The 23,671-nt window shown below is 64.5% G+C and carries 19 protein-coding genes and 1 pseudogene; 9 read left to right on the forward strand and 11 right to left on the reverse strand.

The window, feature by feature from the left end; all coding sequences use genetic code 11:
* From C8J33_RS20300 to C8J33_RS20320, 5 genes and pseudogenes are all read left to right on the forward strand, one after another.
* Window positions 1-531 (forward strand): annotated as a pseudogene (locus C8J33_RS20300) (methyl-accepting chemotaxis protein); the annotation flags it as partial.
* A 1-nt stretch (window position 532) separates the two neighbouring features.
* The gene (locus tag C8J33_RS20305) at window positions 533-1,027 is read left to right on the forward strand and encodes a chemotaxis protein CheW (protein ID WP_132665161.1); all 495 of its coding nucleotides are present in this window, start codon (window positions 533-535) and stop codon (window positions 1,025-1,027) included.
* A gap of 37 nt (window positions 1,028-1,064) precedes the next feature.
* On the forward strand, window positions 1,065-1,943 hold the full coding sequence (locus tag C8J33_RS20310; protein WP_207901572.1) for a CheR family methyltransferase: 879 nt from the start codon (window positions 1,065-1,067) through the stop codon (window positions 1,941-1,943).
* A 3-nt stretch (window positions 1,944-1,946) separates the two neighbouring features.
* On the forward strand, window positions 1,947-3,038 hold the full coding sequence (locus C8J33_RS20315) for a protein-glutamate methylesterase/protein-glutamine glutaminase (RefSeq protein WP_132665162.1): 1,092 nt from the start codon (window positions 1,947-1,949) through the stop codon (window positions 3,036-3,038).
* Window positions 3,039-3,249: 211 nt separating this feature from the next.
* Window positions 3,250-3,957 (forward strand): ParA family protein, encoded by a 708-nt coding sequence (locus C8J33_RS20320; protein ID WP_110800897.1) that lies wholly within the window; start codon window positions 3,250-3,252, stop codon window positions 3,955-3,957.
* A 12-nt stretch (window positions 3,958-3,969) separates the two neighbouring features.
* On the opposite strand, the gene C8J33_RS20325 is transcribed toward C8J33_RS20320, so the two are convergent.
* Window positions 3,970-5,703 carry a chemotaxis protein gene (locus tag C8J33_RS20325; RefSeq protein WP_132665163.1) on the reverse strand — a complete coding sequence of 578 codons (1,734 nt, stop codon included), beginning with the start codon at window positions 5,701-5,703 and terminating at the stop codon, window positions 3,970-3,972.
* A gap of 297 nt (window positions 5,704-6,000) precedes the next feature.
* On the opposite strand from C8J33_RS20325, the gene C8J33_RS20330 reads away from it, so the two are divergent.
* Window positions 6,001-6,519: a Dps family protein gene (locus tag C8J33_RS20330; RefSeq protein ID WP_110730283.1), complete on the forward strand. Its 519-nt coding sequence runs from the start codon at window positions 6,001-6,003 to the stop codon at window positions 6,517-6,519.
* A gap of 102 nt (window positions 6,520-6,621) precedes the next feature.
* Here C8J33_RS20330 and rfbA read toward each other — a convergent pair whose 3' ends face one another.
* The 5 genes from rfbA to C8J33_RS20355 form a co-directional block, all read right to left on the reverse strand.
* Window positions 6,622-7,497 carry a glucose-1-phosphate thymidylyltransferase RfbA gene (gene rfbA, locus C8J33_RS20335; protein ID WP_110800894.1) on the reverse strand — a complete coding sequence of 292 codons (876 nt, stop codon included), beginning with the start codon at window positions 7,495-7,497 and terminating at the stop codon, window positions 6,622-6,624.
* A 19-nt stretch (window positions 7,498-7,516) separates the two neighbouring features.
* Window positions 7,517-8,401, reverse strand: a complete 885-nt coding sequence (gene rfbD, locus C8J33_RS20340) for a dTDP-4-dehydrorhamnose reductase (RefSeq protein ID WP_110800959.1) — start codon at window positions 8,399-8,401, stop codon at window positions 7,517-7,519.
* Window positions 8,402-8,406: 5 nt separating this feature from the next.
* Window positions 8,407-9,471: a dTDP-glucose 4,6-dehydratase gene (rfbB, locus tag C8J33_RS20345; RefSeq protein WP_132448614.1), complete on the reverse strand. Its 1,065-nt coding sequence runs from the start codon at window positions 9,469-9,471 to the stop codon at window positions 8,407-8,409.
* An 18-nt stretch (window positions 9,472-9,489) separates the two neighbouring features.
* Complete coding sequence (gene rfbC / locus C8J33_RS20350; RefSeq protein ID WP_110807779.1) at window positions 9,490-10,068, reverse strand: dTDP-4-dehydrorhamnose 3,5-epimerase; 579 nt, start codon at window positions 10,066-10,068, stop codon at window positions 9,490-9,492.
* Between the two features lie 118 nt (window positions 10,069-10,186).
* The gene (locus C8J33_RS20355; RefSeq protein ID WP_132665164.1) at window positions 10,187-12,727 is read right to left on the reverse strand and encodes a glycosyltransferase; all 2,541 of its coding nucleotides are present in this window, start codon (window positions 12,725-12,727) and stop codon (window positions 10,187-10,189) included.
* Between the two features lie 242 nt (window positions 12,728-12,969).
* On the opposite strand from C8J33_RS20355, the gene C8J33_RS20360 reads away from it, so the two are divergent.
* The 3 genes from C8J33_RS20360 (at window position 12,970) to C8J33_RS20370 (ending at window position 17,721) form a co-directional block, all read left to right on the forward strand.
* Window positions 12,970-14,793: an ABC transporter ATP-binding protein/permease gene (locus tag C8J33_RS20360; RefSeq protein WP_132665165.1), complete on the forward strand. Its 1,824-nt coding sequence runs from the start codon at window positions 12,970-12,972 to the stop codon at window positions 14,791-14,793.
* 118 nt (window positions 14,794-14,911) lie between these two features.
* A complete protein-coding gene (locus tag C8J33_RS20365; RefSeq protein ID WP_165929847.1) occupies window positions 14,912-15,826 on the forward strand; it encodes a glycosyltransferase family 2 protein in 915 nt (304 codons plus the stop codon).
* Between the two features lie 101 nt (window positions 15,827-15,927).
* Window positions 15,928-17,721 carry an alpha/beta hydrolase gene (locus tag C8J33_RS20370; protein ID WP_132665167.1) on the forward strand — a complete coding sequence of 598 codons (1,794 nt, stop codon included), beginning with the start codon at window positions 15,928-15,930 and terminating at the stop codon, window positions 17,719-17,721.
* A gap of 41 nt (window positions 17,722-17,762) precedes the next feature.
* Here C8J33_RS20370 and C8J33_RS20375 read toward each other — a convergent pair whose 3' ends face one another.
* Genes C8J33_RS20375 through C8J33_RS20395 form a run of 5 tightly spaced genes read right to left on the reverse strand, consistent with a single transcriptional unit; the run spans window position 17,763 to window position 23,602 of the window.
* Complete coding sequence (locus tag C8J33_RS20375) at window positions 17,763-20,243, reverse strand: glycoside hydrolase family 2 protein (protein ID WP_132665168.1); 2,481 nt, start codon at window positions 20,241-20,243, stop codon at window positions 17,763-17,765.
* 38 nt (window positions 20,244-20,281) lie between these two features.
* On the reverse strand, window positions 20,282-21,250 hold the full coding sequence (locus C8J33_RS20380) for a DUF1839 family protein (RefSeq protein WP_132665169.1): 969 nt from the start codon (window positions 21,248-21,250) through the stop codon (window positions 20,282-20,284).
* A gap of 7 nt (window positions 21,251-21,257) precedes the next feature.
* Window positions 21,258-22,166, reverse strand: a complete 909-nt coding sequence (locus tag C8J33_RS20385) for an amino acid--[acyl-carrier-protein] ligase (RefSeq protein WP_110730274.1) — start codon at window positions 22,164-22,166, stop codon at window positions 21,258-21,260.
* Between the two features lie 6 nt (window positions 22,167-22,172).
* Window positions 22,173-23,354 carry an acyl-CoA dehydrogenase family protein gene (locus C8J33_RS20390; RefSeq protein ID WP_132665170.1) on the reverse strand — a complete coding sequence of 394 codons (1,182 nt, stop codon included), beginning with the start codon at window positions 23,352-23,354 and terminating at the stop codon, window positions 22,173-22,175.
* Window positions 23,354-23,602, reverse strand: coding sequence for an acyl carrier protein (locus C8J33_RS20395; protein ID WP_132665171.1), 249 nt, complete (start codon window positions 23,600-23,602; stop codon window positions 23,354-23,356). The genes C8J33_RS20390 and C8J33_RS20395 overlap by 1 nt, the downstream gene beginning before the upstream one ends.
* Window positions 23,603-23,671 lie beyond the last annotated feature (69 nt).

A 23,671-nucleotide genomic window follows, 5' to 3' on the forward strand; every position in this document is an offset into this window, starting at 1 on the left:
CAGGCGGCGGCCGCCGAAATCAGCGGTCTCTCCGGCGAGACGGTGCAGGTGGCGACCGAAGCCGGCGACATGCTCGGACGCCTCGTGCCCGACATCCGCAAGACGGCCGAACTGATCGCCGAGATCTCGGCTGCCTGCCGCGAGCAGGATATCGGGGCCTCGCAGATCAACGAGGCGATCCAGCAGCTCGACAAGGTGACGCAGCAGAATGCCGGTGCCTCCGAGCAGATGTCGGCGACATCAGAGGAACTGGCCGCCCAGGCCGAGGAGCTTCAGGCCTCCATCGCCTTCTTCCGGGTGGACAACGTCTCGCACAAGCCGGCCCCGGTCGCCGCCGCTCCCCAGCGGTCCACGCATCATGCGGCCCATCATACGGCAACCGCACGCCCGGCCGCCGCCCCGCGCAAGCCGGCAGCTGCCGCCCCCCGCCAGAGCGTTTCTGCCCAGCAGGCCCGCGTGAAGGGTTTTGCGCTGGATATGTCAATGGGCGGCCCGGACGCCGACGACGCCGACTTCAAGCAGAGCGCCTGAGATGGACCATATGCCGGCGGAGTCCCAGTTCGTCACCTTCAGCCTCGGGGAAGAGCTGTTTGCCGTTCCCGTCACCGTGGTCCGGGAGATCCTGGACCACGAGGACCCGTTCAAGATCCCGCATGGCCCCGACTACCTGATGGGCCTGCGCGACGTGCGCGGTCAGGGCGTACCGATCATCGACCTGCGCCTGCGGCTGGGCATGACGCCCACCGTGCGCACGCCCCACACCCGCATTCTGGTGCTCGACATTCCCTTGGGCGAGAAGGACCTCGCGCTGGGGCTGGTGGCCGACAAGGTGTTCGAGGTAACCCCCTTCCGGCGCGACAGCATCGAGCAGGCGCCGGACATCGGCGTGCGCTGGCGCTCGGACTACATCCGCGGCGTGGTGCGCCGCGAAACCGGCTTCGTCGTCATCATCGATCTTGCTAAGCTGTTCTCGGACAGTGGGCCGGCGCTTGCAGGAACCACCCTTCCAGAGCGGAGCGTCGCATGAGCACGGCAAGGCCCGCCATCCCAGGAGCATCTTTTCCGTGACACAGGCCGCTTCCTATCAAAACGCTTCCCGTCATGGCGCTTCCTCTACGGAAGGCGGACGGCTGAGTGCGCGCAACTTCAAGCGGCTTGGCGCCTATATCTACGACTATAGCGGCATTAAGATGCCGCAGAGCAAGGCCACCATGCTCGAAGGCCGGTTGCGGCGGCGGCTGCGCGCTACCGGTATCGAAACGCTCGACGCCTATTGCGACTTTCTGTTCGACGGGCATGGGATCGAGCGCGAGGCGATCCACCTGATCGACGCCGTCACCACCAACAAGACGGATTTCTTCCGCGAGCCGAACCATTTCGATATCCTGCGCCAGACGATCCTGCCGGGATTGAAGGAACAGGGCGTGCGGCGTGTCCGCACCTGGAGTGCGGCCTGTTCCACGGGTGCAGAACCCTACACGATGGCGATGGTGCTGGAAGACTACCGGCAGACCTGCAACGGCCCTGATTACTCGATCCTTGCCACCGATCTCTCGACACAGGTTCTCGAGGTCGCGACCAAGGGCATCTATACGGAGGAGATGATCCGGCCGGTTCCGGCCGATCTGCGCCGCCGCTTCGTCATGACCGCTCGGGACCCGGCGCGCGGTGAGGTGCGCATCGTGCCCCAGCTACGCTCCCGCGTCGGCTGCATGCGGCTGAATTTCATGGACGACGTCTATCGCGTCGGCGAGCCGATGCATGTGATTTTCTGCCGCAACGTGCTGATCTATTTCGATAAGAAGACCCAGATGCATGTGCTGAACCGTCTGGTCGATTGCCTGCTTCCCGGCGGGCATCTGCTGATCGGCCATTCCGAGTCGATCACCGGCATGAACCTGCCGGTCCGCCAGCTTGCCAATACCGTCTTCGTGAAGGAATAGCCTGTGCCCGGCAAACAGATCCGCGTCCTGATCGTCGATGATTCCGCCAGCGTCCGGCAGACGCTGACGGCCGTTCTGGAATCCGACCCGGGCATTACCGTCATCGGCGCGGCCTCGGATCCGTTCATGGCCGCCAAGCGCATCCAGGAGGAAATTCCCGACGTCATCACGCTGGATGTGGAGATGCCGCGCATGGACGGCATCACCTTCCTGCGCAAGCTGATGTCGCAGCGGCCCATTCCCGTCGTCATGTGTTCATCGCTGACGGAGACGGGTACGGAAACGCTGATGCAGGCGCTGGAAGCCGGTGCCGTCGATGTGATCCTGAAGCCGAAGATCGGCGCGGCCGACTATCTCGCCGAACAGGCTGCCCGGATCTGTGACGTGGTCAAGAGTGCGGCCCAGGCGCGCGTCCGGCAGAAAGCCGGACGCGTCGTGTCGGCATCTGCAGGCGGACCCAGCGAGAAGCTGACGGCCGATGCCATGCTACCGCCGCCCTCCGGCAAGGCCATGGCGCGCACCACGGAAATGGTCGTCTGCATCGGCGCCTCCACCGGCGGCACGGAAGCGCTGCGCGAACTGCTCGAACGGCTGCCGTCGAATGCGCCCGGCATCGTCATCGTCCAGCACATGCCGGAGAAATTCACCGCCGCCTTCGCCAAACGCCTGAACGGGCTTTGCGAGGTGGAGGTGAAGGAGGCCGAGGATGGCGACCCGGTGCTGCGCGGCCATGTGCTGATTGCACCGGGCGACCGCCATATGATGCTGGAGCGGCAGGGTGCGCGCTATCACGTCTCGGTCCGGCCCGGGCCACTCGTCTCGCGCCATCGCCCTTCGGTGGATGTGCTGTTCCGCTCGGCCGCGCGGGCGGCCGGCAGCAATGCCATGGCGGCGATCATGACAGGGATGGGCGACGACGGTGCGCGCGGCATGCTGGAAATGCATCAGGCCGGCGCCTTCACGATCGCCCAGGACGAAGCGACGTCCGTCGTCTTCGGCATGCCGAAGGAAGCGATCGCCCGTGGCGGCGTCGATCGGATCGTGCCGCTCGGCCAGATCGCCATGGAAATTCTCTCCGAGGACAGGCGCCGCTAGCGCGTTTCCGCTTTTCTCCGAATCGCGAAAACCCTCCATCTCATTGTTTCAACGCTATTCCGGATGCAAAACCGCTGCGCACTTTTGCGGGAAATGCTGTAGCTGTTTTAACCCGGCCTTAACCATGACGCCGCAAAACTTGTTTCGGACGCCATGTGAGCGGCGGTCGGGACGGGCGATGACAAGCTCTGTGACGGAAACGGGGTTTGCAATGGCTATCATCACTTTCGCCAATACCAAGGGCGGCGCCGGCAAGACCACGGCCGTGCTTCTTCTGGCGACGGAACTCGTGCGGCGTGGCCATCGCGTGGCGATCATCGACACCGATCCGCAACGCTGGATCTCCCGCTGGTTCGAGGCCGCAGATCCCGTCGCCAACCTGACGGTCGCCACCTTCGTTTCGCTCTCGGCCTTGCCGCGCACGGTCGAGGAATATCGCTCCGCCGATTACGTGATCATCGATCTCCCCGGCGCCCAGTCGCCCTTGCTGGCGACCGCGCTCGGCCTGTCCGATCACGTGCTGATCCCCATACAGGGCAGTTCCATGGATGCGCAGGGCGGGGCGCAGGTTCTGGAGCTGCTGTCCTATCTCGACCGCAAGGCCGGCATCCGCATTCCCCATTCCGTGGTTCTCTCGCGGGTCAATTCCATGGTCACCACGCGCGGTCTTCTCGCCGTCAAGATGCTGCTGCAGGAGCGCTCGGTGCATATGCTCTCGACCCCGATCATCGAGCGCGCCGCGTTCCGCGACATGTTCGAGTACAAGACCTTCCTGCATCTCATGAACCGCGATCGCGTCAGCAATCTCGACAAGGCGATCCTCAATGCGGAACGCTATGCCGACGAGGTGCAGGCGCTGGTGAAGGGCCGGGCGAGGGGCGCTGAGTCCAACCTTTCCCTCAAGGCCGACGCAGCCTGACGGGGGTCGAGGCTAGAACAACGCGTCTTCGAAGAGATCGTCGTCGCTCATCGCAGCAGCGGGCGTTGCCGCCGCAGGTGCCGTGTCCAGCTCGTCCGTCGGGAAGATCGACAGGTGAATGTCGCGCTCCTGCGCCATCGTGTAGGTCCGGTAGATGGTCTGCGACAGGCTTGCCGCTGCCGCTGACGGCACGGGCGCACCCAGATCATCGGCAAAGCGGCCGGCCATCTCGACGCAGGCTTCCAGAACGGTGCCGAGGCTGCTTTCGAAGTCGAGCGCGCCGATGGCCGAAGCGATCTTTCCGAAGACGGCATCGCCCTGTTCGTTGAAGGCGTCGAGATTTTCATCCATCTGCGTCGAGACGGCGGAGATCGACTGGAGGGCCATGTCGAGCGGCATTGCGATATTCGCGATCTCAGAGCCGCTGCCGGACGAAAGCGAGGCGGCGGAGGTTTCGATCCGCCGCATGCCGGCGACGACATTGTCGGCGGGCTCTTCCAGTCGGCCTGCAAAGGTGCGCAGCTCGCCACTGACGACGTTGACCGAGCGACCGGCATCGCCCAGCCGCGAGCATCGCAGGTTGGAGTTCAGCGCCATGTAGTGGATGTCGACCTTGATCGACCGGATCATCTCGATCGCGGTGATCAGCGTCTGCACGGCATCGACGACGGAAGCGACGAGCGCCGTCGCATCGCGGCTGCGACCCTCGACACGGGCGGCAAGGTCACAGGCGTGGCGAATGTCGCGCGCGATGACCTTCAGAATGTCCTCGTCCGGCGCGTCGCGAAAGCCCGCAAGCTCCGACCGGAGGTCGAGAATGCGGGAAGCATCCGCCGTGAAGCTCGAGATCGTCGTGAAGACGCTGGCACATTTCTTCCGGAAATCCAGCAGTGTCTCTTCCAGCTGGGCATGGGCCAGATGCAGGACGCAGGCGGCGATGCCGTCTCGCTCGGCACTGCCGAGATGCCGGCCATCGCCTTCGAGGAAGGCATCGAGATGGGTGAAGCTCGCCTGGACATGCTCGATCCGCTGGCGCGTGATGTCGCCGATCTGAAGGGCAGACAACGCCGCGGCGATCTTCGTCTGGACGTTGGCAGCGACAGCCCTGACTTCGCCGGCGCGCTTGGTCATGGCCGCGTGCTGCGCGATCAGCCGGGTCGCATTGCCGGTGAGGTTGGCGACGATCTCGGGGATGGCGACGCGAAAATCGCCGAGGACGGAGGAGGAAAAGCTGCGCGCGGTGGACAGTTCGCCCTGCATGGATTTGAGCTCGGCTGCGAAACGCTCGATCTCGCTCGCGCCCGAATGGATGCGGTCTCTGATCTCGTCGGCGAAATCGGCAAACTCGTCGAGGCCGGCACCAGTGATCTTGACGGTGATGGCGAAGACCTTGAGGTAGCGAAAGGTCTCGTGCATGTCATCGACGTGTCGGCGCGATGCGGCGCAGAGATCGGCGATCTCGTCGAAGGACAATTGCCGTTCTGCCATGATGTCCGGCAGGCGGGCGAGCTCTGCGATCGTCCGGTGCAGACCGGCAATCGCCGCCGTGGTTGTCTCGCCGTCCAGTGCGCCGGTGACACGATCGAGTGTGCCGACGAGCCCGGTCACGAGCTCCATGACGGCCACGAGGGACGCTCCGCCATCCAGAAACGCCGTCTCGATCCGCTGATGCGCCTGTGTCAACCTGTCTTCGAGGTTGCCGCGTGCATAGGTGCTCGATTGGGAATTACGCAAGGCTAGCGGCATGGTTCTGGGTCCATTCTTCGTTCCCCCGACGTATAGCGGAAAGGCCCGAAGGTGCCGTAAAGGAGCAGGCTTAAGGGATCGTAACCTGAGGTTTTCTTCGGCTTGCAACCTTTCGGCTCGCTCGATGGGAACTTTTGTGCCGGTCATCCGTTGCTGCCTCGGCGCGCCGAGACTTGGTCGAACTCCGCTTCCTGCCCGCGGTAACCACTGTTGCCCCGGCCACGCGCGCCAGCGATGATATCCTCTACGTCACGATCGTCGAAACCTTACGATCTCCCAAGACAAGGAACAGAACCCATGGACCAGTCCGTAAAATCGCGCCGTAAGGCCGACCTGAAGACGCCGACAGGACTTTCGCAGGAAGGCGTGAAGGACATTTCCGGAGGCGCGACCGCCCTTCTGGCCGATGTCTTCGCCCTTTACCTGAAGACGAAGAATTTTCACTGGCATATGTCCGGCGCGAATTTTCGCGACTACCATCTGCTGCTCGACGATCACGGTGCCGAACTTCTCGCCATCACAGACCCGCTGGCCGAGCGTGTTCGCAAGCTCGGCGGATCGACCCTGAAGTCGATCGGTGACATCTCCCGTCAGCAGCGGATCAAGGACAACGACGCCGACTTCGTCCACCCGCACGAAATGCTGGCGGAACTTCGCGACGATAACGGAGCCCTGGTCCAGAGCATGCGGGAACTGCATGACGTCTGCGACGAGCATGGCGACGTCGCAACGGCGAGCCTGCTTGAAAACTGGATTGACGACGGCGAGAAGCGCGTCTGGTTCCTGTTCGAGATTCTGCGCGACACCAACGCCTGACGGGTGACTGATCGGTCGTTCCGGAGGCCGTACGAATGAAGAGAGGCGCAGGCCTTGCAGCCTGCGCCTCTCTTCATGTTCGATAGATTGTCGAGATTGCGTTCAGATCTTGCCGTCCTGAAGACGCGACAGGAGGTACTTGCCGTAGGTGCTTTTGCCGAGCTTCTTGCCGAGCACTTCTAGCTGGTTGGCGTCGATGAAGCCGTTGAGGTAGGCGATTTCCTCCGGGCAGGCGATCTTGAAGCCCTGGCGACGCTCCAGCGTGGCGACGAATTCGCCGGCGTCCAGCAGGCTGTCGGGGGTTCCCGTATCGAGCCAGGCATAGCCGCGGCCCATCAGTTCGACGCTGAGATTGCCGCGCTCCAGGTAGACCCGGTTGACATCGGTGATCTCAAGCTCGCCGCGCGGCGAGGGCTTGAGGTTGGCGGCGATCTCGACGACGGCGGCGTCGTAGAAGTAGAGACCGGTTACGGCCCAGTTGGACTTCGGCTCTGGCGGCTTTTCCTCGATGGAGAGCGCCTTCATGCTCTTGTCGAACTCGACCACGCCGTAGCGTTCCGGATCGGCGACGTGATAGGCGAACACGGTGGCACCGTCCGTGCGGGCGCTTGCGCGGTCGAACAGCTCGGTGATCCCGTGGCCGTAGAAGATGTTGTCGCCGAGGATGAGGCAGGAAGGATCCGAGCCGACGAAGTCGGCGCCGATGATGTAGGCCTGTGCCAGACCATCCGGGGACGGCTGTTCGGCATAGGTGAGGTTGATGCCCCAGGCGCTGCCGTCACCCAGCAGACGCTGGAAGTTCGGCAGGTCGACCGGGGTCGAGATGATCAGGATGTCCTTAATACCGGCCAGCATGAGCGTCGACAGCGGATAGTAGATCATCGGCTTGTCGTAGACCGGCATCAGCTGCTTGGATGTAACCAGCGTCATCGGATGCAGGCGCGTGCCACTGCCGCCGGCGAGAATGATACCCTTCATCGAAATACTCCTAAATGAATTATGCCTGGAGGATGCGGGTGACGACCGTTTCGGTCGCTGCGCGCCAGTCCTGCAGGGTGACGCCGTGCGTGGCGGAAAGCTTGCTGCCGTCGAGTTGGGAATTGGCCGGGCGCTTTGCCGGCGTCGGATAGGCACTCGACGGGATCGGGTTGACCTTCGCCGACGGGCCGCCTTGCTCTGCCGAGAGGCGGAAGATCTCGGTTGCAAACTCCGCCCAGCTGGCGCGGCCGGCATTGGTTAGGTGGAATATGCCGCGCAGCGCCGCATCGTCGCTCTTCAGCAGGTTGCCGGCAACGGCAAGGACGGCATCGGCGATGTCGAGCGCCGAGGTCGGGCAGCCCACCTGATCGGCGACCACGTTCATCTCGTCGCGGTCGGCCGCCACGCGCAGCATCGTCTTGACGAAGTTCTTGCCATAGGGGCTATGGACCCAGGCGGTGCGCAGAATTGCGTGGTTCGGCGTGGCCGCTGCCACCGCTTCTTCACCGGCAAGCTTCGAGCGGCCATAGGCGCCGATCGGCGCGACCGGATCGCTCTCGACATAGGCGCCCGACTTGGTGCCGTCGAAGACGTAATCGGTGGAGATGTGGACGATCGGAATGCCAAGACCGGCCGCCGCTCTGGCCAGCGCGCCCGCCGCCTCGCCATTGACCGTAGTGGCGAGGTCTTCTTCGCTTTCCGCCTGATCCACCGCGGTGTAGGCGGCAGCGGAGATGATGATGTCAGGCCGGACAGTTGCGATAGCCGGTCCGAGCGTTTCCGGCGCACTGAAATCCACGTCCGGGCGACCGAAGGTAACGATGGCGATGTCGGGATGGTTGGCGGCCCGCTCGATGATCGAGCGGACGACCTGTCCTTCCTTGCCGGTGACGAGATATTTCAGGGCCATCAGGAAGCCTTCGGCTGCGTCTGGATGAGGCCGAGGCGGCCGCCGTCATAGCCGTCGCGCAGCGGCTTCCACCACCATTCGTTCTCCAGATACCAGCGCACCGTCTTCTCGATGCCGGTGTCGAAGTTCTCGAGTGCCTTCCAGCCGAGTTCGGTTTCCAGACGCGTCGCGTCGATCGCGTAGCGGGCGTCGTGGCCCGGGCGGTCGGTGACGTGCTCGATCAGCTTGGCATGCGGTGCGCCTTGCGGGCGCAGCGTGTCCATGAGTTCGCAGACGCGGTGGACGACGTCGATATTGCGCCGCTCGTTGCGGCCGCCGACATTGTAGGTCTCGCCGACCTGGCCGCGTTCGGCGATCAGGTCCAGCGCGCGGGCGTGATCCTCGACATAGAGCCAGTCGCGAATGTTGGCGCCGCTGCCGTAGACCGGCAGCTTCTTGCCGTGCATCGCGTTGAGAATGATCAGCGGGATGAGCTTTTCCGGGAAGTGGTAGGGGCCGTAATTGTTCGAGCAGTTCGACACGACGATCGGCAGACCGTAGGTGCGCTGCCAGGCCTTGGCCAGATGGTCCGACGAGGCCTTGGAGGCCGAGTAGGGCGAGCTTGGGTCGTAGGGCGTCGTTTCGGTGAAGAGGCCGTCGTCGCCGAGCGAGCCGTAGACCTCGTCCGTGGACACGTGCAGGAAGCGGAAGGCGTCCTTGGCATCGGCTTCCAGCGTGTTCCAGTAGGCGCGCGCGGCTTCGAGCATGGTGAACGTGCCGATGACGTTGGTCTGCACGAAGTCGGCAGCACCGGTGATCGACCGGTCGACATGGCTTTCGGCGGCCAGATGCATGACGCGGTCCGGGCGGAACGTGTCGAAGGCTTCCTGAATGGCGCTGCGATCGCAGATGTCGGCCTGTAGGAACCTGTGGTTTGCCTGGTTGCTGATGCTTTCGAGAGAGGTCAGCGTGCCGGCATAGGTCAGCTTGTCGATGGTGAGAACCTCGTAGCCCTTCTCAAGGACGAGATAACGAACCACGGCCGAACCGATGAAGCCGGCGCCTCCGGTAACAATAACGCGCATAGTCGGGATTCCTGATGGTTACGAGTTGGCGTTGGGGCCGGTATAGGTGAAGCTTTCCTTCAGGTCGGCCAGCAGCGGCTGCAGCGTGTCCTTCTTCGACAGGACGGGCGTCCTGGCGACATCTGGCCAGACGATGCCGATGGCCGGATCGTCCCAGCGAAGCCCGCGGTCGTGTTCGGCGCTGTAATAGTCCGTCACCTTGTAGCTGACCTCCGTGGCCGGCACCAGAGTGCAGAACCCATGGGCAAAGCCTGCGGGAACCCACAGCTGATGGCCGTTCTGCGCGGTCAGTTCCGCGCCGACATACTGGCCATAGGTGGGCGAGCCGACGCGGATATCGACGGCGACGTCGTAGATGGCGCCGGCGATGCAGCGCACGAGCTTGCCCTGCGCGCGTGGTTCCAGCTGGAAGTGCAATCCGCGCACCGTGCCGGCATCTGCCGAAAGCGACTGATTGTCCTGACGGAACTCGACCTTGGCAGCCTGTTCTTCGAACAGGGACTGGCGGAACGTTTCCATGAAGTAACCACGGTCGTCACCGATCTTGTTCGGCTTGATCAGTATCACGTCGGAAATCGAGAGGCGCTCAAAATTCATCCAAAAGTCCATCTATCGTTGCTGAAATATCGATTGGCTGCCAATGCTTGTACCAACTTGTCTGTGCAGCTTTCAAGACATGTGTGAGAAGCAGGCCCCGGAGAGGCAGGATTTCCGTCTAATCCTTAATGGAGCCGTCTTCGCGATCGCGCGTCAGGTTGACGTTGTAGTAGGGATCGTTGGTAATCCGCTGCTTCCAACGGGCAAGGACCGTTTCGGCTTCGCGGCGGAATCGGTCCGCTTTCTCCCCCGTCATGTCGAGGCCGCGGGTGGCGCTTTCCAAGTGGATGAGGCGCGCTGCCGGCACCATGAGATTGCGGTAGCCGGCAGCATCGAGCTTGAGGCAGAGATCGACGTCGTTGAAGGCGATCTGCAGGGCGGCTTCATCCATACCGCCGACCTCGGCATATTTGCGGCGCTCCACGATGAGGCAGGCAGCGGTGACAGTGGAAACGCGGTGCGTGGCGACGAGGCTGTCCATGTAGCCGCGGTCATCCCGTGCCTTGAACTTCTGCGGATGCGCGGTGACGTAGCCGACACCGCAGGCCATGCCGCCGTGCTGCACGTGGCCGGAGGGGTAGAGAAGCTTTGCGCCGACCGCGCCGATGTCCGGCCGCACGGCTTCCGCAACCATGTCCTTCAGCCAGGAGGGCTCGATGGCGAGGATGTCGTTGTTGACGAGGCCGAGCACGGCGCCCTTGGCCACCGTCGCCGCCTGGTTGTTCAGATGAGCGAAGTTGAAGGGGCCCGGCACCTTGACGATGCCGACCTGTCCGCCCGCCGCGATCTCATCGAAATAGGCCAGCGTTTCCGGCTGCGTACTGCCGTTGTCGATGATGAGGATATCGAAGCTTGGATAGTCGGTCTCGCGAAGAAGCGAGGCGACGCCGTTGCGCAGGATATCGACGCTGTCGCGTGTCGGGATCATCAGCGTGACGTGCGGCCAGCCGCCGACCGGCGCCTCTGGAGGCTGCGGCAGGGAGGCGATGGGCTTCGGCGTGACGTGACGATGGTTCAGCACGTCGGGGATATGCAGCACGTCCGTTTCCTCGGCGCCAGACAGCACGGTCGCCAAAACGTCCTGCCACCGGTCGGACGGTCCGGAGAGTGCCTGGCTCAGCCGGTCCTGACGAATTGTGACGAAGGTGCCGATGTAGCCGGTCGAGGCCTGAAAGTCCGGATCCCAATCGGGCTTGAAGAGCGGGTCGCGGCGCTCGCCCGAGACCCAATGATCCTCGTCCGTGTAGATGATGTCCGTGCCCTTGCCGCGTCTGGCGAAGATCTCTTCCGCAAAACGGAACAGCGCCGCGGGAGAAAGCCGGTCGCCCGCGTCGATATGCACGATGTGGTTGCCCTGCCGGCTGTCGAGGGCTTCGGACAGGTCGGCGGGGAAGGCCGTACCGGGGACGACCGTCTCGATCTGTTGCCGTTCCCCTGCCGTCAATGGGCGGGGTGAAAGGATGTCGAGCGTCCAGTGCGGATAGATTTGTTCTGCGAGCGATGCCAGCGTCTCGGTAATGGGCATCGTTTCCGAAGCGTCCCATTCAACAAGGACCGCCAGAGCCGGCTTCTTCGGCCAGCGTGCGATGTTCTTGCGGGCTTGATCTGGGGCAAGCCGCGACGGCGTCTCGTAGCGGCGGATCCAGCGCTGGTAGGCGTCGAGCGCGGGGTTCGCAAGGCGTTGCACCAATGCTTCTTCCATGGCCGACGGGCCTTCGTTCCGGCGCTTGGCCAGGGCTTCGCGCGTCGCGGCGCGGTCCCGTTTCCACGCATGACGCACGACGCGGCTCAGCCCGATCTGGCGCAGGCCGATCTGCGTGACGGTGAAGGGGCCGGCGGCGTTGGACGGGTCGAGCCGGAGGCCGAGGATGGGCGCTTCCAGCCGGCAGACGGCGTGGAACCGGCCATTGCGCGGGACGAGGCGGAAGGTCGAGAAGGCCTGCCACTGCGGTGCATGCTCGACATAGAGGATCGGCTCGATGATCGGCGTCGTCATGTCGATGCCGAAATCGATCTCGACCCAGCCTGGGGCGCATGCGGTGGCGCACCGGATCTCGAATTGCGGATTGTCGGTGGTTCCCGTGAGAACGCCGTCGCGAATGACCAGATTGGCCTTGGGCACCAGTTCGGCCTTGAGGTCGGTCGAGCAGGTGAGGGACGGGAGACGCGGGCGCGTCGTCGTGTCCGCCGCCGGTGCGGTATCGGTAAGATCGACGCCGGCACGCGTCAGCTCGCCCGAGAGGTCGTCCAGCAGGGCATGGAGGCGCGGTGAAAGCGGGGAGGCGGGCGGTGGCGCTGAGGGGCGCTGGATCACGCTGTTTTCGGGCAGGAGCGCGACGCGCAAGCCGGCCATCTCGTGCTCGACATTTGGTCCGTCCGGCAGCGCGCGGATGGTCTCGAACATCGTCAGCGCCTCCGGCAGCCGGTCGAGACGTTTCAACAGGTGGGCGAGGTGCAGTCTCGGATCCCATTCCGTGCCGTCGCACCGGATCGCCGTTCGATAGGCCTTCTCGGCTTCTTCCAGAGCGCCCGCGTCCTTCAGCAGATGCGCGAACTGGACCCAGCGCGGTGAAGACGTGATCTCGCGCCGGAGTTCGCCCGTCATGGCGGTGATGGCTGCAAGACGGCGTTGGTCGTCCAGGGAGATCTCGGCGGACACGAATGGCTTCTCCGAAAGCGTGCGATGCCGAACGCTTTAAACGATCTCTGCGCGAAGGGAAACGCCGACGTCCGCCCGCAGGCTGCACAGGCCGGCGATCGCGGTGACCCGCGCTTGAGGCGTTCTTTTCACCCCGATGGTCAGCACGCGGCAAGCTCGTCGCTTCATGGTCGTTTTCCCGTGGGAGAGATGGCGGGGTGCGCTATAGTTTAGCGTAACAGGATTGGAAGAAAGCCGCAGACATGCCGCATCGCAGGGACGCTCGCAACAAGCAGACAGGGCGCGCTACCAGCGTGGCAGCAGGGGATCTGGAGGAAGAGCAGACGCTTGGCCAGCAGCTGCGGATGATGCAGCAGGCCTTCGTCGCCTCGCCGTCGCGGCGTATCATCCTGTTGCTGGCTGCCGGGCTCCTTGCAGTCATCATCGCCATTGCCATCGGGCAGATCTTTCTCAATCGCTGGTACAAGCCGTTCTACGACACGCTGGAGCGGCGCGACCTGCCGGCCTTTCTCGGGCAATTCGTCGTCTTCGGGCAGATTGCCGGCGTCATTCTCGTCCTCAACGTCATCCAGACCTGGCTTGGGCAGTGGATCAAGATCAAGCTGCGGGAAGGGCTGACGCGGGATTTGATCACCGAGTGGATGAAGCCGACGCGGGCGTTCCGCCTTGCCAATGCCGGCTCGCTCGGCATCAATCCGGACCAGCGCATCCACGAGGATGCACGGCATCTGACCGATCTGACGGCCGGTCTCGGCATCGGGCTCGTGCAGTCCGGCATCCTGCTCGTCAGCTTCATCGGCGTGCTCTGGTCGCTGTCGGCCGGTTTCGTTTTCCGTTTCCAAGGCTATGCCGTGGCCATTCCCGGTTACATGGTCTGGGCCGCCATCCTCTATGCGGGTGTCGCCTCGTGGCTCAGCTGGCTGGTCGGGCGGCCGCTCGTGAAGCTCAACGGCGAGCACTACCAGCGCGAGGCAGCCCTCCGGTTCTCCCTCATGCGCGTCAACGAACATATCGAGGCGGTGTCGCTCTCGGGCGGCGAGGCGAACGAGAAACGCCGGATCGAGCGCGATCTTGCCTCGGTGCTGGAGATCAGCCGCGGCCTGATGTTTGCGATGACCCGGCTGACCTGGGTGACGGCCGGCTATGGCTGGGTCACGGTCATCGCGCCGATCGTCATCGCGGCGCCGGTGTTCTTCGCCGGAAATCTCTCCTTCGGCGGGCTGATGATGGCCGTCGGCGCCTTCAACCAGGTGCATGCGTCGCTGCGCTGGTTCGTCGACAATATCGAGGCGGTGGCCGACTGGCGCGCGACGCTGCTGCGGGTTTCCGCCTTCCGCTCGGCCATGCTGATGACGGACGAGCGCTACGAGAACGACAAGCGGATCGTCTATGCCGAGCCGGGTTCCGGCAGCATCGTCATGGACGACCTTGCGGTGGCGTCGCCGTCCGGCAGCGTCAAGCTCGCCGATACGCATGTCGAGATCCTGCCCGGAGACCGGGTGCTGATCACGGCTCGCACCGACGTCGACAAAAGCTCATTCTTCCGCGCGGTGACGGGCCTCTGGCCCTGGGGGCGCGGGCGGCTCGCCCTGCCGCCGTCGGACAGCATGGCGTTCATTCCGCGCACACCTTATTTTCCGCCGGGCAGCGTGGCGGAAACCTTGATCCATCCCGCCGCACCCGACCGGTTCCCGCGCGAGCAGCTCGCCTCCGTGCTGACGCGCCTCGGGCTCGATCGTTTCGTGGCAGGGCTCGATCAACCGTTGCAGTCGCAGGTGAAGCCCACGGAGGCGGAGCTGCGCCTGCTCGCCATCGCCCGGCTCGGCCTGCACAAGCCGCGCTGGATCGTGGTCGAGGAGGTGCTCGATACGCTCGATCCTGAAACCTACCAGCGCGTCGTCACCTTCTTCACCGTGGAGACGGCGAAGGCTGCCATTATCAATATCGGGCGGATGCAGCCGAACGACACGTTCTTCAAGCGCGTGTTGCACCTGGAAAACGACCCTGGCGGAAAGACGCTGAAGCGCCTGCAGCCGCGAAGCCTGAGGACGCGTCGCGACGGTTAGGCGGCTTTTTCGCGCCGCCATTAATCGGCTATTGGCGAATTTGGCCTATCCCGGATGCAACCGCCCTCAGGGGCGGACGCTACGGCATCCGCGCCTTTGGCGGATCGGGAGGTTCGACGTGGAAGGACCACTGCAACATCGCTTTTCCCTCGTTGTGGCGACCCTCGGGCGGGTCGATGAGATCGAGCGCCTTCTGATGTCGCTCGTCGCGCAGCAGCGACGGGATCTCGAGGTTCTGTTCGTCGATCAGAACGGTGACGACCGGCTCGTGCCGGTTCTCGCGCGGTTTTCCCAAGAGATCGACATCGTCCATATCCGATCAGCGGAAAAGGGCGTCTGTCGCGCGCGAAACCGCGGTGCGGCGCAGTCGCGCGGCATCTGGCTGATGTTTCCGGACGACGACTGCTGGTACCCCGACGATTTCTTCCGGACGCTGGAGTCGCTGATGGCGTTAGAGCCGGCCGACATCTATAGCGGCCGGCCGACGGCGCCCGATGGACGGACGATCATGGGGAGCTTTGCCACGGAGACGACGGTGCTGACACGGGACACGGTCTGGAATACGCTGATGGAGTGGATCGTGGTCGTGCGGAAACCGGTGTTCGAGGCCGCAGGCGGGTTCGATGCGGCTCTGGGGCCGGGGTCGGGCACGATCTGGGGCGCACACGAGGTCCAGGATATGGTGCTCAAATGCCTCGAGACCGGCGCCAGCGGACAGTATTATCCGACACTCACGGCCCATCATCCCGAAGACCATGGCGATCGGCGGACGCGCGAGAATGCGCAGAAGATGTATCGCTACGGGGCGGGGCTCGGCTATGTACTGCGGCGGCACGGTTTTTCGATGGGGCGGTTTCTGCCGGAAATCCTTCGTCCGCTGGCCGGTATCCTCGTTTACGGTCTCAAGGGTGATAGGGCGATGGCCCGACGCTCGCGACATTTGCTTCTCGGTCGCCTGCAAGGGTGGCGTACCGCGCCTGCCCGAAATACGGCGCCGCAGACCGTTCTCAAACCCGTCTCGCCCAAGGTCTGAAGGGTCGGATCTTCATGAGAATGATCGAATATTAACCGCTGCCGCCTTAGATTGACGAGCCGCGCACGCTTGTGCGTCCAACCAACGGAACCGAATGCGCGATGACTGCCGTCAGCATGGATGCCATCCAGATGCCCCGTCCTGCCGGTCGGCCGGTCACGTTCGAGAACACCGTTGGCCTCTTCACGCCGGCACAAGGAGTGATAACGCGCGCCGCCGTTCTGTTTATCAGCCCCTGGGGGCTGGAAGAGCTTTGCGTGCATAAGGCGTGGCGCGAGCTTGCCGATAGTCTTGCCGATGCCGGCATGGCCAGCCTGCGCTACGATCATCCCGGCACAGGTGATGCGCTAGACCTGTTCGAACCCTCGGGTCTCGAACCCTTCACGACGACAGCGCTGGCCGCTGCGCGATGCCTTCGCGATCTCTCCGGGCTTGAACGTCTGGTGGTGGTGGCGCAGGGGTTCGGATCGCTGTCGGTTCCGGACCTGCTGAAGGCCAATGACCCCTCGCTTCGGTTTGCGGGCGTCGCGCTTCTCGCCCCTGTCACGAGCGGACGGCGGTATCTGCGCGAGCTTTCGCTCTGGGCAAAGGTCGTGGACGAAGGACTGGGCCTGCCGCCCGGCAGTGGCGGTCCTAGCACGTCCATCGCAGGTCTGGTGATGGAGGACAGCGTTGCCGCCGCCGTGCGCAGCGCGGATCCCAAGGCATTCAAACCAGCGGGATCGACACGTTTTTTCATCGCGGAACGTCCGCAATCGGATGCTGACGGTGCGCTGGCTGTTCAGTTGCAGACGGAGGGTGCCGATGTCACCCGGGTCGTCTTCGACGGCTATTCCGATCTCGTGTCGAACCCGACCATCGCCGAGACGCCTGTTGCCGTCTTCAAGGCCTTGACCAGCTGGATCCTCGGCCTCGATGCTTCTGAGCTCGAAAAGGGTGCCGGGCAGGGGGCGCCGTCTTCCGGTGTTCTCGATGGCGGCAGCTTCATCGAATGTCCCATGCGGTTCGGCGCCGGAGATCGGCTGTTCGGTGTCCTCTGCACGCCGGCCGATGCCATTCCCGTGGGAACGGCCCTTTTGCTCGGCACCGGCTACGACCGGCAGTCCGGCTGGGCCCGCTCCACCGTCGAGACGGCGCGGATGCTGGCCACATCCGGCATTGCCTCGTTCCGGTTCGACGCCGCCGGCATCGCCGACAGCCCGCCGGTGCCGGAAGGTGACCGACAGGTGCTCTATTCGCCCGGACAGATTTCCGATGTGCGCGCCGCACTCGATCGCATCGAGGCCATCGGCCTGCCCGACCCCGTCTTCGTCGGGCGATGCAGCGGCGCCTACCTCGCGTTCAACGCGGCACTGGCCGATCCGCGGTGCCGCGGTGTCATTGCGATCAATATTTTGACCTTCGCCTGGGATCCGCGCGACGATGTGGATCAGATGATCCGCTACAATCCCCGCTCTCTCGACGACTACAAACGACGCGCCCTGCGCATGGAGACGGCCTACCGGTTGATCTCCGGCAAGATCGACGTGCCGCGCGCCGCCGGCAATATCCTGAAGATCGTCGCCCGCCGCGTCTCGCGGACGGCAGCGCCGGTGCTGGGCTCGCTGTCGGTCGAAGCAAGGTTGCGCAATGGGGTGCACCGCGCGTTCCGCCAGTTGCGCGAACGTCATGTGCCCGTTTCGCTCGTCTACAGCGAAGGCGATATCGGCCTTGCGCGGCTGAACCAGCATTTCGGCCGGGACGGCCAGCTTCTGGCACGATATCCGAACGTTTCGCGCATTCTGCTGGCCGATGCCGACCACAACGTCACACCGCCCAAGGCGCGGCGCGAACTGCGCGAGCACCTCCACGATACGATCCTTGCGATCGTGTCCGGCACGCGCAAGGCATCGTGAGCGGATCGTTACTGCATAATTCAGGGCGCTCTATACGCGGATCAAAAGTTGACAGGGAAGGCGCTGCCGATGGCGGCAACGTCGCCTGAGGGGCGCGCCGGCTTCTCCCTCGTCTCCGGCTGTGTCGCCTGCGGTGCCAGCTGGATACGGCGGGGGAGACCGGGCGCCAGGTGGAACCAGTTGTCGGACGGCAGGAAGCCGGGGCAGGCAATGTGCACCGACTGGGCCAGGCGATCAGTCGCGATGTCGAGCGCGAATCCCTCGTCAGTCTCGACCAGGGCGGCCGTCAGCGTAGCATCGTGGATTGCCGGGCGACGGCCGAGCGGGAAGTGGAAGGCTTCGGCGACGGGTTCGTTCGTTTCCGTGGAGACGAGGCGGGCAACCGTTACGTCGTGCTGTGGGCCGGCGAAGCGGTAGGCATAGGTCGTATCGAAGAAGGCGCCGAAGAGATCGGTTGCGGGCAGACGAAGCCTCGATTGCGCGGGCAGGAGGACGTCTCGGCGGCCGGAGATGACGGGCTGGCGACCCGCGCGCAGGCAGGTGAGTTCGAGCCGCACCGCTTCGTCGCGCGCCGTGTCGTTGACGAGATGGATGTCGAGGCCGTTCGTTCCCTCGTCGAGGAGAAGCACCTGGACCGGGCGGAAGGCGCGGCGCACGGCGTGCCAGACGGGCTTCGGGAGACCGGTGGCATCGACGAGACCCCAGCCTGCCCCTGCGAGCAGATCCTGAAACGTCCAGACGAGCGCGCCGCCGCAGGCGGAGCCCGCGCGGCGCCACTCCGAGAACGTCGCCTCGATCACCTCGCCGGTCACCGCGCGGGAGAGGTCGAGATAGCGTGCGGGATCTTCCCGCCGCAGCCGCGCCGGATCGAGATCGTAGAGGCGGCCGAGATAGTGGTCGCGCGTATCCTCGAAATCCCAGGAGGCATCGCGGTCGCGGGGAACGCGGGCCTTCCAGCGGGGATCGTGGACGGGGGCGACGGGCAGGTGCGCATCGAGCGTCACTTGCTCCGGCACGTTGGCAAAGGCGAGGCATTCGGCAGCAAAGCTGACATCGGCGCGGCGCGCATCCTCGAGCGGTCGGTCATAGGCGCCGACGCCATAGTAGTGGCCGACGCCGGCATTCGGCGAGAAGGGCTGCGCGCCCCCGAAGGGGGAATTGGGGACATAGGCGATATCAGGCCGCTCGTTGGCCACGATGCCCGGCAGGATCGTTTCGGTGAGAGGGCCGGCCCAGACGCGTTCCGCGAGACCCATCATCGCGGCCTGCTGGTACATCTCGCTGCCGCCGCAGAAGACGGCGAGCGACGGCGAGGCGCGTGTCGACCGCAGCAGCGTCTCGACCTCTTCGCGCAGCAGGGCGGCAAAGGCCTCGTCCTCGACCGGATAGTCGAAATTGGCCAGCATGGCGTCCTGCCAGACCATCAATCCGAGTTCGTCGCAGAGCGCGAAGAAGGCCTGCGTTTCGTAGGTCATGGTGCCGCCGATGCGGATCATGTTCATGTTGGCGTCTGCCGCAAGCCGCAGCCAGGGCGCATAGGCTTCCCGTGTTCCCTGTAAGCCTACGATATCCGCATTGGTCCAGACGGCGCCGCGGCAGAAGATGTCGATGCCGTTGACCTTCAGGGCGAAACGCGTGCCCTCGGCGCCGCGGTCGATCTCGACCCGGCGGAAGCCGGTGCGGCCGAGGACGAGACGGTCCTCACCCATGAGAATCTCGACTTCGTGAAGCACCGGTTCGCCATGGCTGCGTGGCCACCAGGGTGCGATGCCGGGCAAGGCGAGCGTCGCCTCCGCGCGGCCGTTTTCGACGGTAACGGTGGTCTCGTGGCTGGCACAGCGCAGCCGGATTGGCTCTGTTGCCGTCGTCTCGAAGCGGACGTTCAGGTGCCCGGTGCGGTCGGTATCGAGAGAGGCGGCGATATCGACGGAGTTGACGGAAGCCTGTTCGGCGCGGCTGAGCGTGACGGGACGATAGGGGCCGGCGGCATGGATCTCCGGGCACCAACCGGGCATGTAGCCGAGCGCCGTGGTGCGCACGCCGCGCAGGCCTGCGGGAACGATCATCTTGGTGCGCCAGCGCGCCCGCTTCAGCTTGCGGGACAGATGCGGCAGGAGCGCCCGGCAGCAGATGGCGAGGTGGTCGTTGCCGCTGAGGTGCACGGGGACGTCGTGGCTCGTAAACATGCTGTGCGAGGACAGGATCTTCTCGCCGTTGAGGAAGACGTCGGAAAGGGTCGCCAGGCCTTCGAAACGAAGAACGGCCTCACCCGGCGGTTCATCCGCGATGACGGTGAGGAACCAGGCATCCTGCCCGTTCAGCGGGTGGGGGGCCGTGCGGTCGAATTGGCCCGCCGCTTTCAGGGCTCCGGCGACGGTGCCGGGCACGATCGCGGGGATGCCGTCATCGTCAGGCAGGGCCGATGGGTCGGCGTGGAGCCCCGGGGGCGTCAGGACGAGGCGCCAGCCTTGCGTCAGGGGGCGTGCATCCACGAGACGAAGGGGGGCGGGCAGCGTTGTCATGATGTCCTGAGGTTTCCTGTCTGTCGGCCGCGAACGTGTCAGGCGAGCTTTGCCGCCAGCCCCTGCATCAGAGCATCCCAGGCCTCTGCGGCCGGCGTCAGCGTGCCTGCCAGCGCATCGAACTTCTTGCGGTTGACGGCGCGGGCGACCTGGAACTGCACGGTCTTGCCGACCTCGGAGATCTTCAGGGCCGCGAGGCGTTCCGCCTCATAGCGACCGTCCGGCGAAAGCCATCCGAGATGGGTGGCGAGCAGTTCGTAATTCGCACCGAACTGGCGCAGTGTGTTGAAGGCGTATTTGTGGAAGAAGTCGAAGTCGCGGCTGGCCAGCGCCTCCACCTGCGCCGGGAACACGGCGGCGAAGGCCCGAAACGGGTTTTCCTGCGGGCGGCGGGCGAAGTGAAACGCGAGCAGCGCCTGCGCCTTCTCCCGGATCCGCGCCTCGTCCGGCAGCACGGTCGGCAGCTTGGCGAACTCGGTATAGGGCAGGAGCGGCAAGGCCTCCGGGGCAGCCAGCGTCTGGAACAGGCCGTCGAAATCGTCGCCTTCCAGATGGAAGAAGCCGCCATTGTGGAAATAATCGAGGCTTCGGTCCGCCACGTCCAGCCGATTGATGCCGATCGTCGTCTTGCCGTGCTCGCGGCCATAGGCGACGCCCGCGGTGTCGGGCATGAAGAAGCTGTCCATCTCGACGAGGCAGAGACGGCCGCGGGCGATCTGGGTCTCCAGATGCCGCTCGACCCTGTCGAAGATGGCGAGTTCCGTGCAGGTGATGCCGTACAGAGCTTCGAGGTCTTCCAGCGGCACCTTGAAGAAGGTGAACTGGTCGCCCTCGAAGTCTTGGCCCAGCGTGAAGCCGAGCATGGCTTCCGGCGGCAGGCCCAGCGTGTTCAAGACCTCGATCCAGAGATCGATGTAGCAGTTGGTCTCCGGCCACATGCGCGCCGTGTCGTGGAGCGCATGTGGGCGATAGGTCTCGGGCGCGATGCCGGGGAAGACGGCTTGCATGGTTCGATCAGCCCCAGAGCGTCTTGCGGACGTGTGCCGGCCACTCGTTGACGTCGAGGCCGTGGTGCTTGAAAAGCGCCAGCGCGATGCGCTCCAGGCCGAAACCGACGCAGGCGGTGTGCGCGGTTTCGCCGTCATCCGTCGTCAGGCCCCAGGTCTTGCCAAAATGGTCCTGATGGTAGTTGAAGCTCATGCAGGCGGTCGGGCCGGCATTGGCGTTGACGGGGATCAGCAGTTCGAACTTGAGGTTCTGGTTGCGCTGGTTGTTCTTGTACATCTTGCCGGCGCGGCCGAAGAAGGGGTCGTTGGCGACGTCGATCTCGACGGGCAGGCCAACCGATTCCATCAGCTTGGTGCCGCGCTCCATCCAATCCTGGCGGAAGGCGACGACGTCCGTCGGCTTGCCCATGCGGACATATTCGCGCATGCGGAACAGCTGCATGCGGGTCGGCTCTTTCGACGGCTCATGACGGAAGCAATAGGACTGCAGGTCGAAGAGACCGCCGCCGGCCGGCAGGGCGCCACGCTTGGCGATCGTCGGGTAGAGCGGGTAGCAGGCCGCGGGCGTCAGCACGATGTCGGTCGCCTGCTGCTGGCCGGTCCAGTCCTTGCCTTCCTCCATGCAGGTCAAGAGGCTGACATGGTCGAGTTCGCAGCCGCAGAAGGAGTGGATGGTGCCGGCGAGCTGCGGGAAACTCTTCATGTAGCCGGAGCCTTCGAAATGGGCGCGGTTCATGCCGGGCGGGAAGCGGATGGTCTCCGGCTTGTCTACACCGCCGAGACCGTCGATGACGGCTTCGAAGCGGGTGATGACGTCTTCGAACGCACCGCTGCGGCCGTAGAGGCCATCGACGCCGGTGTCGATGAGGAGGCCGGCCGCAAACAGCCGGTCGAGCAAGGGAAGCTGCATATCCATGGTCGGTTACCCCAGAAGGTTGGTTTCAATCTTGTTCACGAGAAGCATGTTCGACGTATTGGCGAGAATGCGGTCGTTGGAGATCATCAGCTGCGCCGACTGGGCGTCGCGCAGGTGGCGTCCGAGCGAGAACGGGGTGCCGTTCTTGTAGCCCATGATGCCGGTAATCTGCATGGCGTGGTCGATGATCTCGGGCACGGTCCGGGAGACCGCGATCTTCACGTTGTTCATCGCGACGGAGAAGCCCATGGAGGAGAGCAGTTCCGGCTCGGCAAGGGCTGCCTCATAGCGGGCAAGGCCGGCCGTGACGTTGGCGCGGACCTGTTGCAGGAGGCTGGAGGCTTCTGCGAGGTGTAGCGCACCGGGCGGTGTCTGGCCGGGGCTCTTGCGGGCTGCAGCGCGGACGAAGGCCTGAGCGCGGGTCATCGCATTGACCGCGATACCGTACCAGACGCCGCCCCAGAGCAGGTGCGAGCTTGCCAGCATGGACTGCGCCGCGATCTCCGCGAAAGGTTTCGGCAGGATCTGTTCCTTCGGGGCCTCGCCCTTGAAGAGATAGCCTTCCGAACAGGTGCCGCGCATGCCGAGCGTGTCCCACTCGTTGGTACGCTCCAGCGTGTACTGGTCCTTCGTGAAGACGGTCATGACCTGATCGGTCGTTACGGCATCCGGATGGGCGCGGGACGTGATGAGGATCGCATCGGCGTGGCGACCGTAGGAGATGACCGTCGCGTCCTTCTGGAGCCGGCAGGTGTCGCCATTGATCTCGATGGCGCAGATCGAGTTGCGCATATTGCCGCCGATGCCGCCTTCCGTCGTCGCCGAGGCGATGAGAAGCTGTTCGTCGACGATGCGGCGCATGAAGCTCTGGTGCCAGGGGCTGTCGATGCCGTGGGTGACCAGGCTCGAAAGCTTGATGTGGTGCATGGCGAAGACCATTGCGGAGGCGGAGCAGGCCTGGCCGAGAACGGTGCAGACTTCCGCAATCTGCGCGGTCGTCGCGCCCTCTCCGCCCAGGGTGACGGGGATCTGGATCGACAGCAGTCGTTCCGAGATCAGGGCATCCGCCGCTTCACGCGGGAAGCGGGCATTGCGGTCCACGTCGTCGGCGTGCTGGCCGGCGATACCCGCCACGCGGCGGGCGCGCTCCAGCAGCGTCGATCCTTGAGCGTTGAGGGAGACGTCCATCAGGCGGCTTCTTTCGCGGCCACCAGCTGGTTGACCGTCTGCTCGATAATGGCGATCGTGGAGAAGGACTTGCGGTTGAGCAGGTTGTCGGGAAACTCGACGTCAAAAGTGTCTTCCAGCGCCAGCATCAGCTGCACCGAGCCATGCGACGACATGCCGGCCGCATAGAGGTCCGCATCGTCGTCCAGACCGGCGGCCGAGGGCAGGGAGGCATATTGGGCAAGCATCTCACGGATCTGGGTCTTCACGGCGTCACTCCTTTGCAGCGCGGCTCGAGGGCCTGTGGCTCTGATGACGCAGGGATAGCGGTTGCGGGC

It is taken from the genome of Rhizobium sp. PP-CC-3G-465 (assembly GCF_004343445.1).
GTDB lineage: Bacteria > Pseudomonadota > Alphaproteobacteria > Rhizobiales > Rhizobiaceae > Ferranicluibacter > Ferranicluibacter rubi.

What these genes read in the sequence shown, in the direction of transcription:
- C8J33_RS20305 (WP_132665161.1), top strand. Translation starts at nt 533, where the DNA reads ATGGACCATATGCCGGCGGAGTCCCAGTTCGTCACCTTCAGCCTCGGG.
- C8J33_RS20320 (WP_110800897.1), top strand. Translation starts at nt 3,250, where the DNA reads ATGGCTATCATCACTTTCGCCAATACCAAGGGCGGCGCCGGCAAGACC.
- C8J33_RS20325 (WP_132665163.1), bottom strand. Translation starts at nt 5,703, where the DNA reads ATGCCGCTAGCCTTGCGTAATTCCCAATCGAGCACCTATGCACGCGGC.
- C8J33_RS20330 (WP_110730283.1), top strand. Translation starts at nt 6,001, where the DNA reads ATGGACCAGTCCGTAAAATCGCGCCGTAAGGCCGACCTGAAGACGCCG.
- rfbA (WP_110800894.1), bottom strand. Translation starts at nt 7,497, where the DNA reads ATGAAGGGTATCATTCTCGCCGGCGGCAGTGGCACGCGCCTGCATCCG.
- rfbB (WP_132448614.1), bottom strand. Translation starts at nt 9,471, where the DNA reads ATGCGCGTTATTGTTACCGGAGGCGCCGGCTTCATCGGTTCGGCCGTG.
- rfbC (WP_110807779.1), bottom strand. Translation starts at nt 10,068, where the DNA reads ATGAATTTTGAGCGCCTCTCGATTTCCGACGTGATACTGATCAAGCCG.
- C8J33_RS20360 (WP_132665165.1), top strand. Translation starts at nt 12,970, where the DNA reads ATGCCGCATCGCAGGGACGCTCGCAACAAGCAGACAGGGCGCGCTACC.
- C8J33_RS20370 (WP_132665167.1), top strand. Translation starts at nt 15,928, where the DNA reads ATGACTGCCGTCAGCATGGATGCCATCCAGATGCCCCGTCCTGCCGGT.
- C8J33_RS20375 (WP_132665168.1), bottom strand. Translation starts at nt 20,243, where the DNA reads ATGACAACGCTGCCCGCCCCCCTTCGTCTCGTGGATGCACGCCCCCTG.
- C8J33_RS20380 (WP_132665169.1), bottom strand. Translation starts at nt 21,250, where the DNA reads ATGCAAGCCGTCTTCCCCGGCATCGCGCCCGAGACCTATCGCCCACAT.
- C8J33_RS20385 (WP_110730274.1), bottom strand. Translation starts at nt 22,166, where the DNA reads ATGGATATGCAGCTTCCCTTGCTCGACCGGCTGTTTGCGGCCGGCCTC.
- C8J33_RS20390 (WP_132665170.1), bottom strand. Translation starts at nt 23,354, where the DNA reads ATGGACGTCTCCCTCAACGCTCAAGGATCGACGCTGCTGGAGCGCGCC.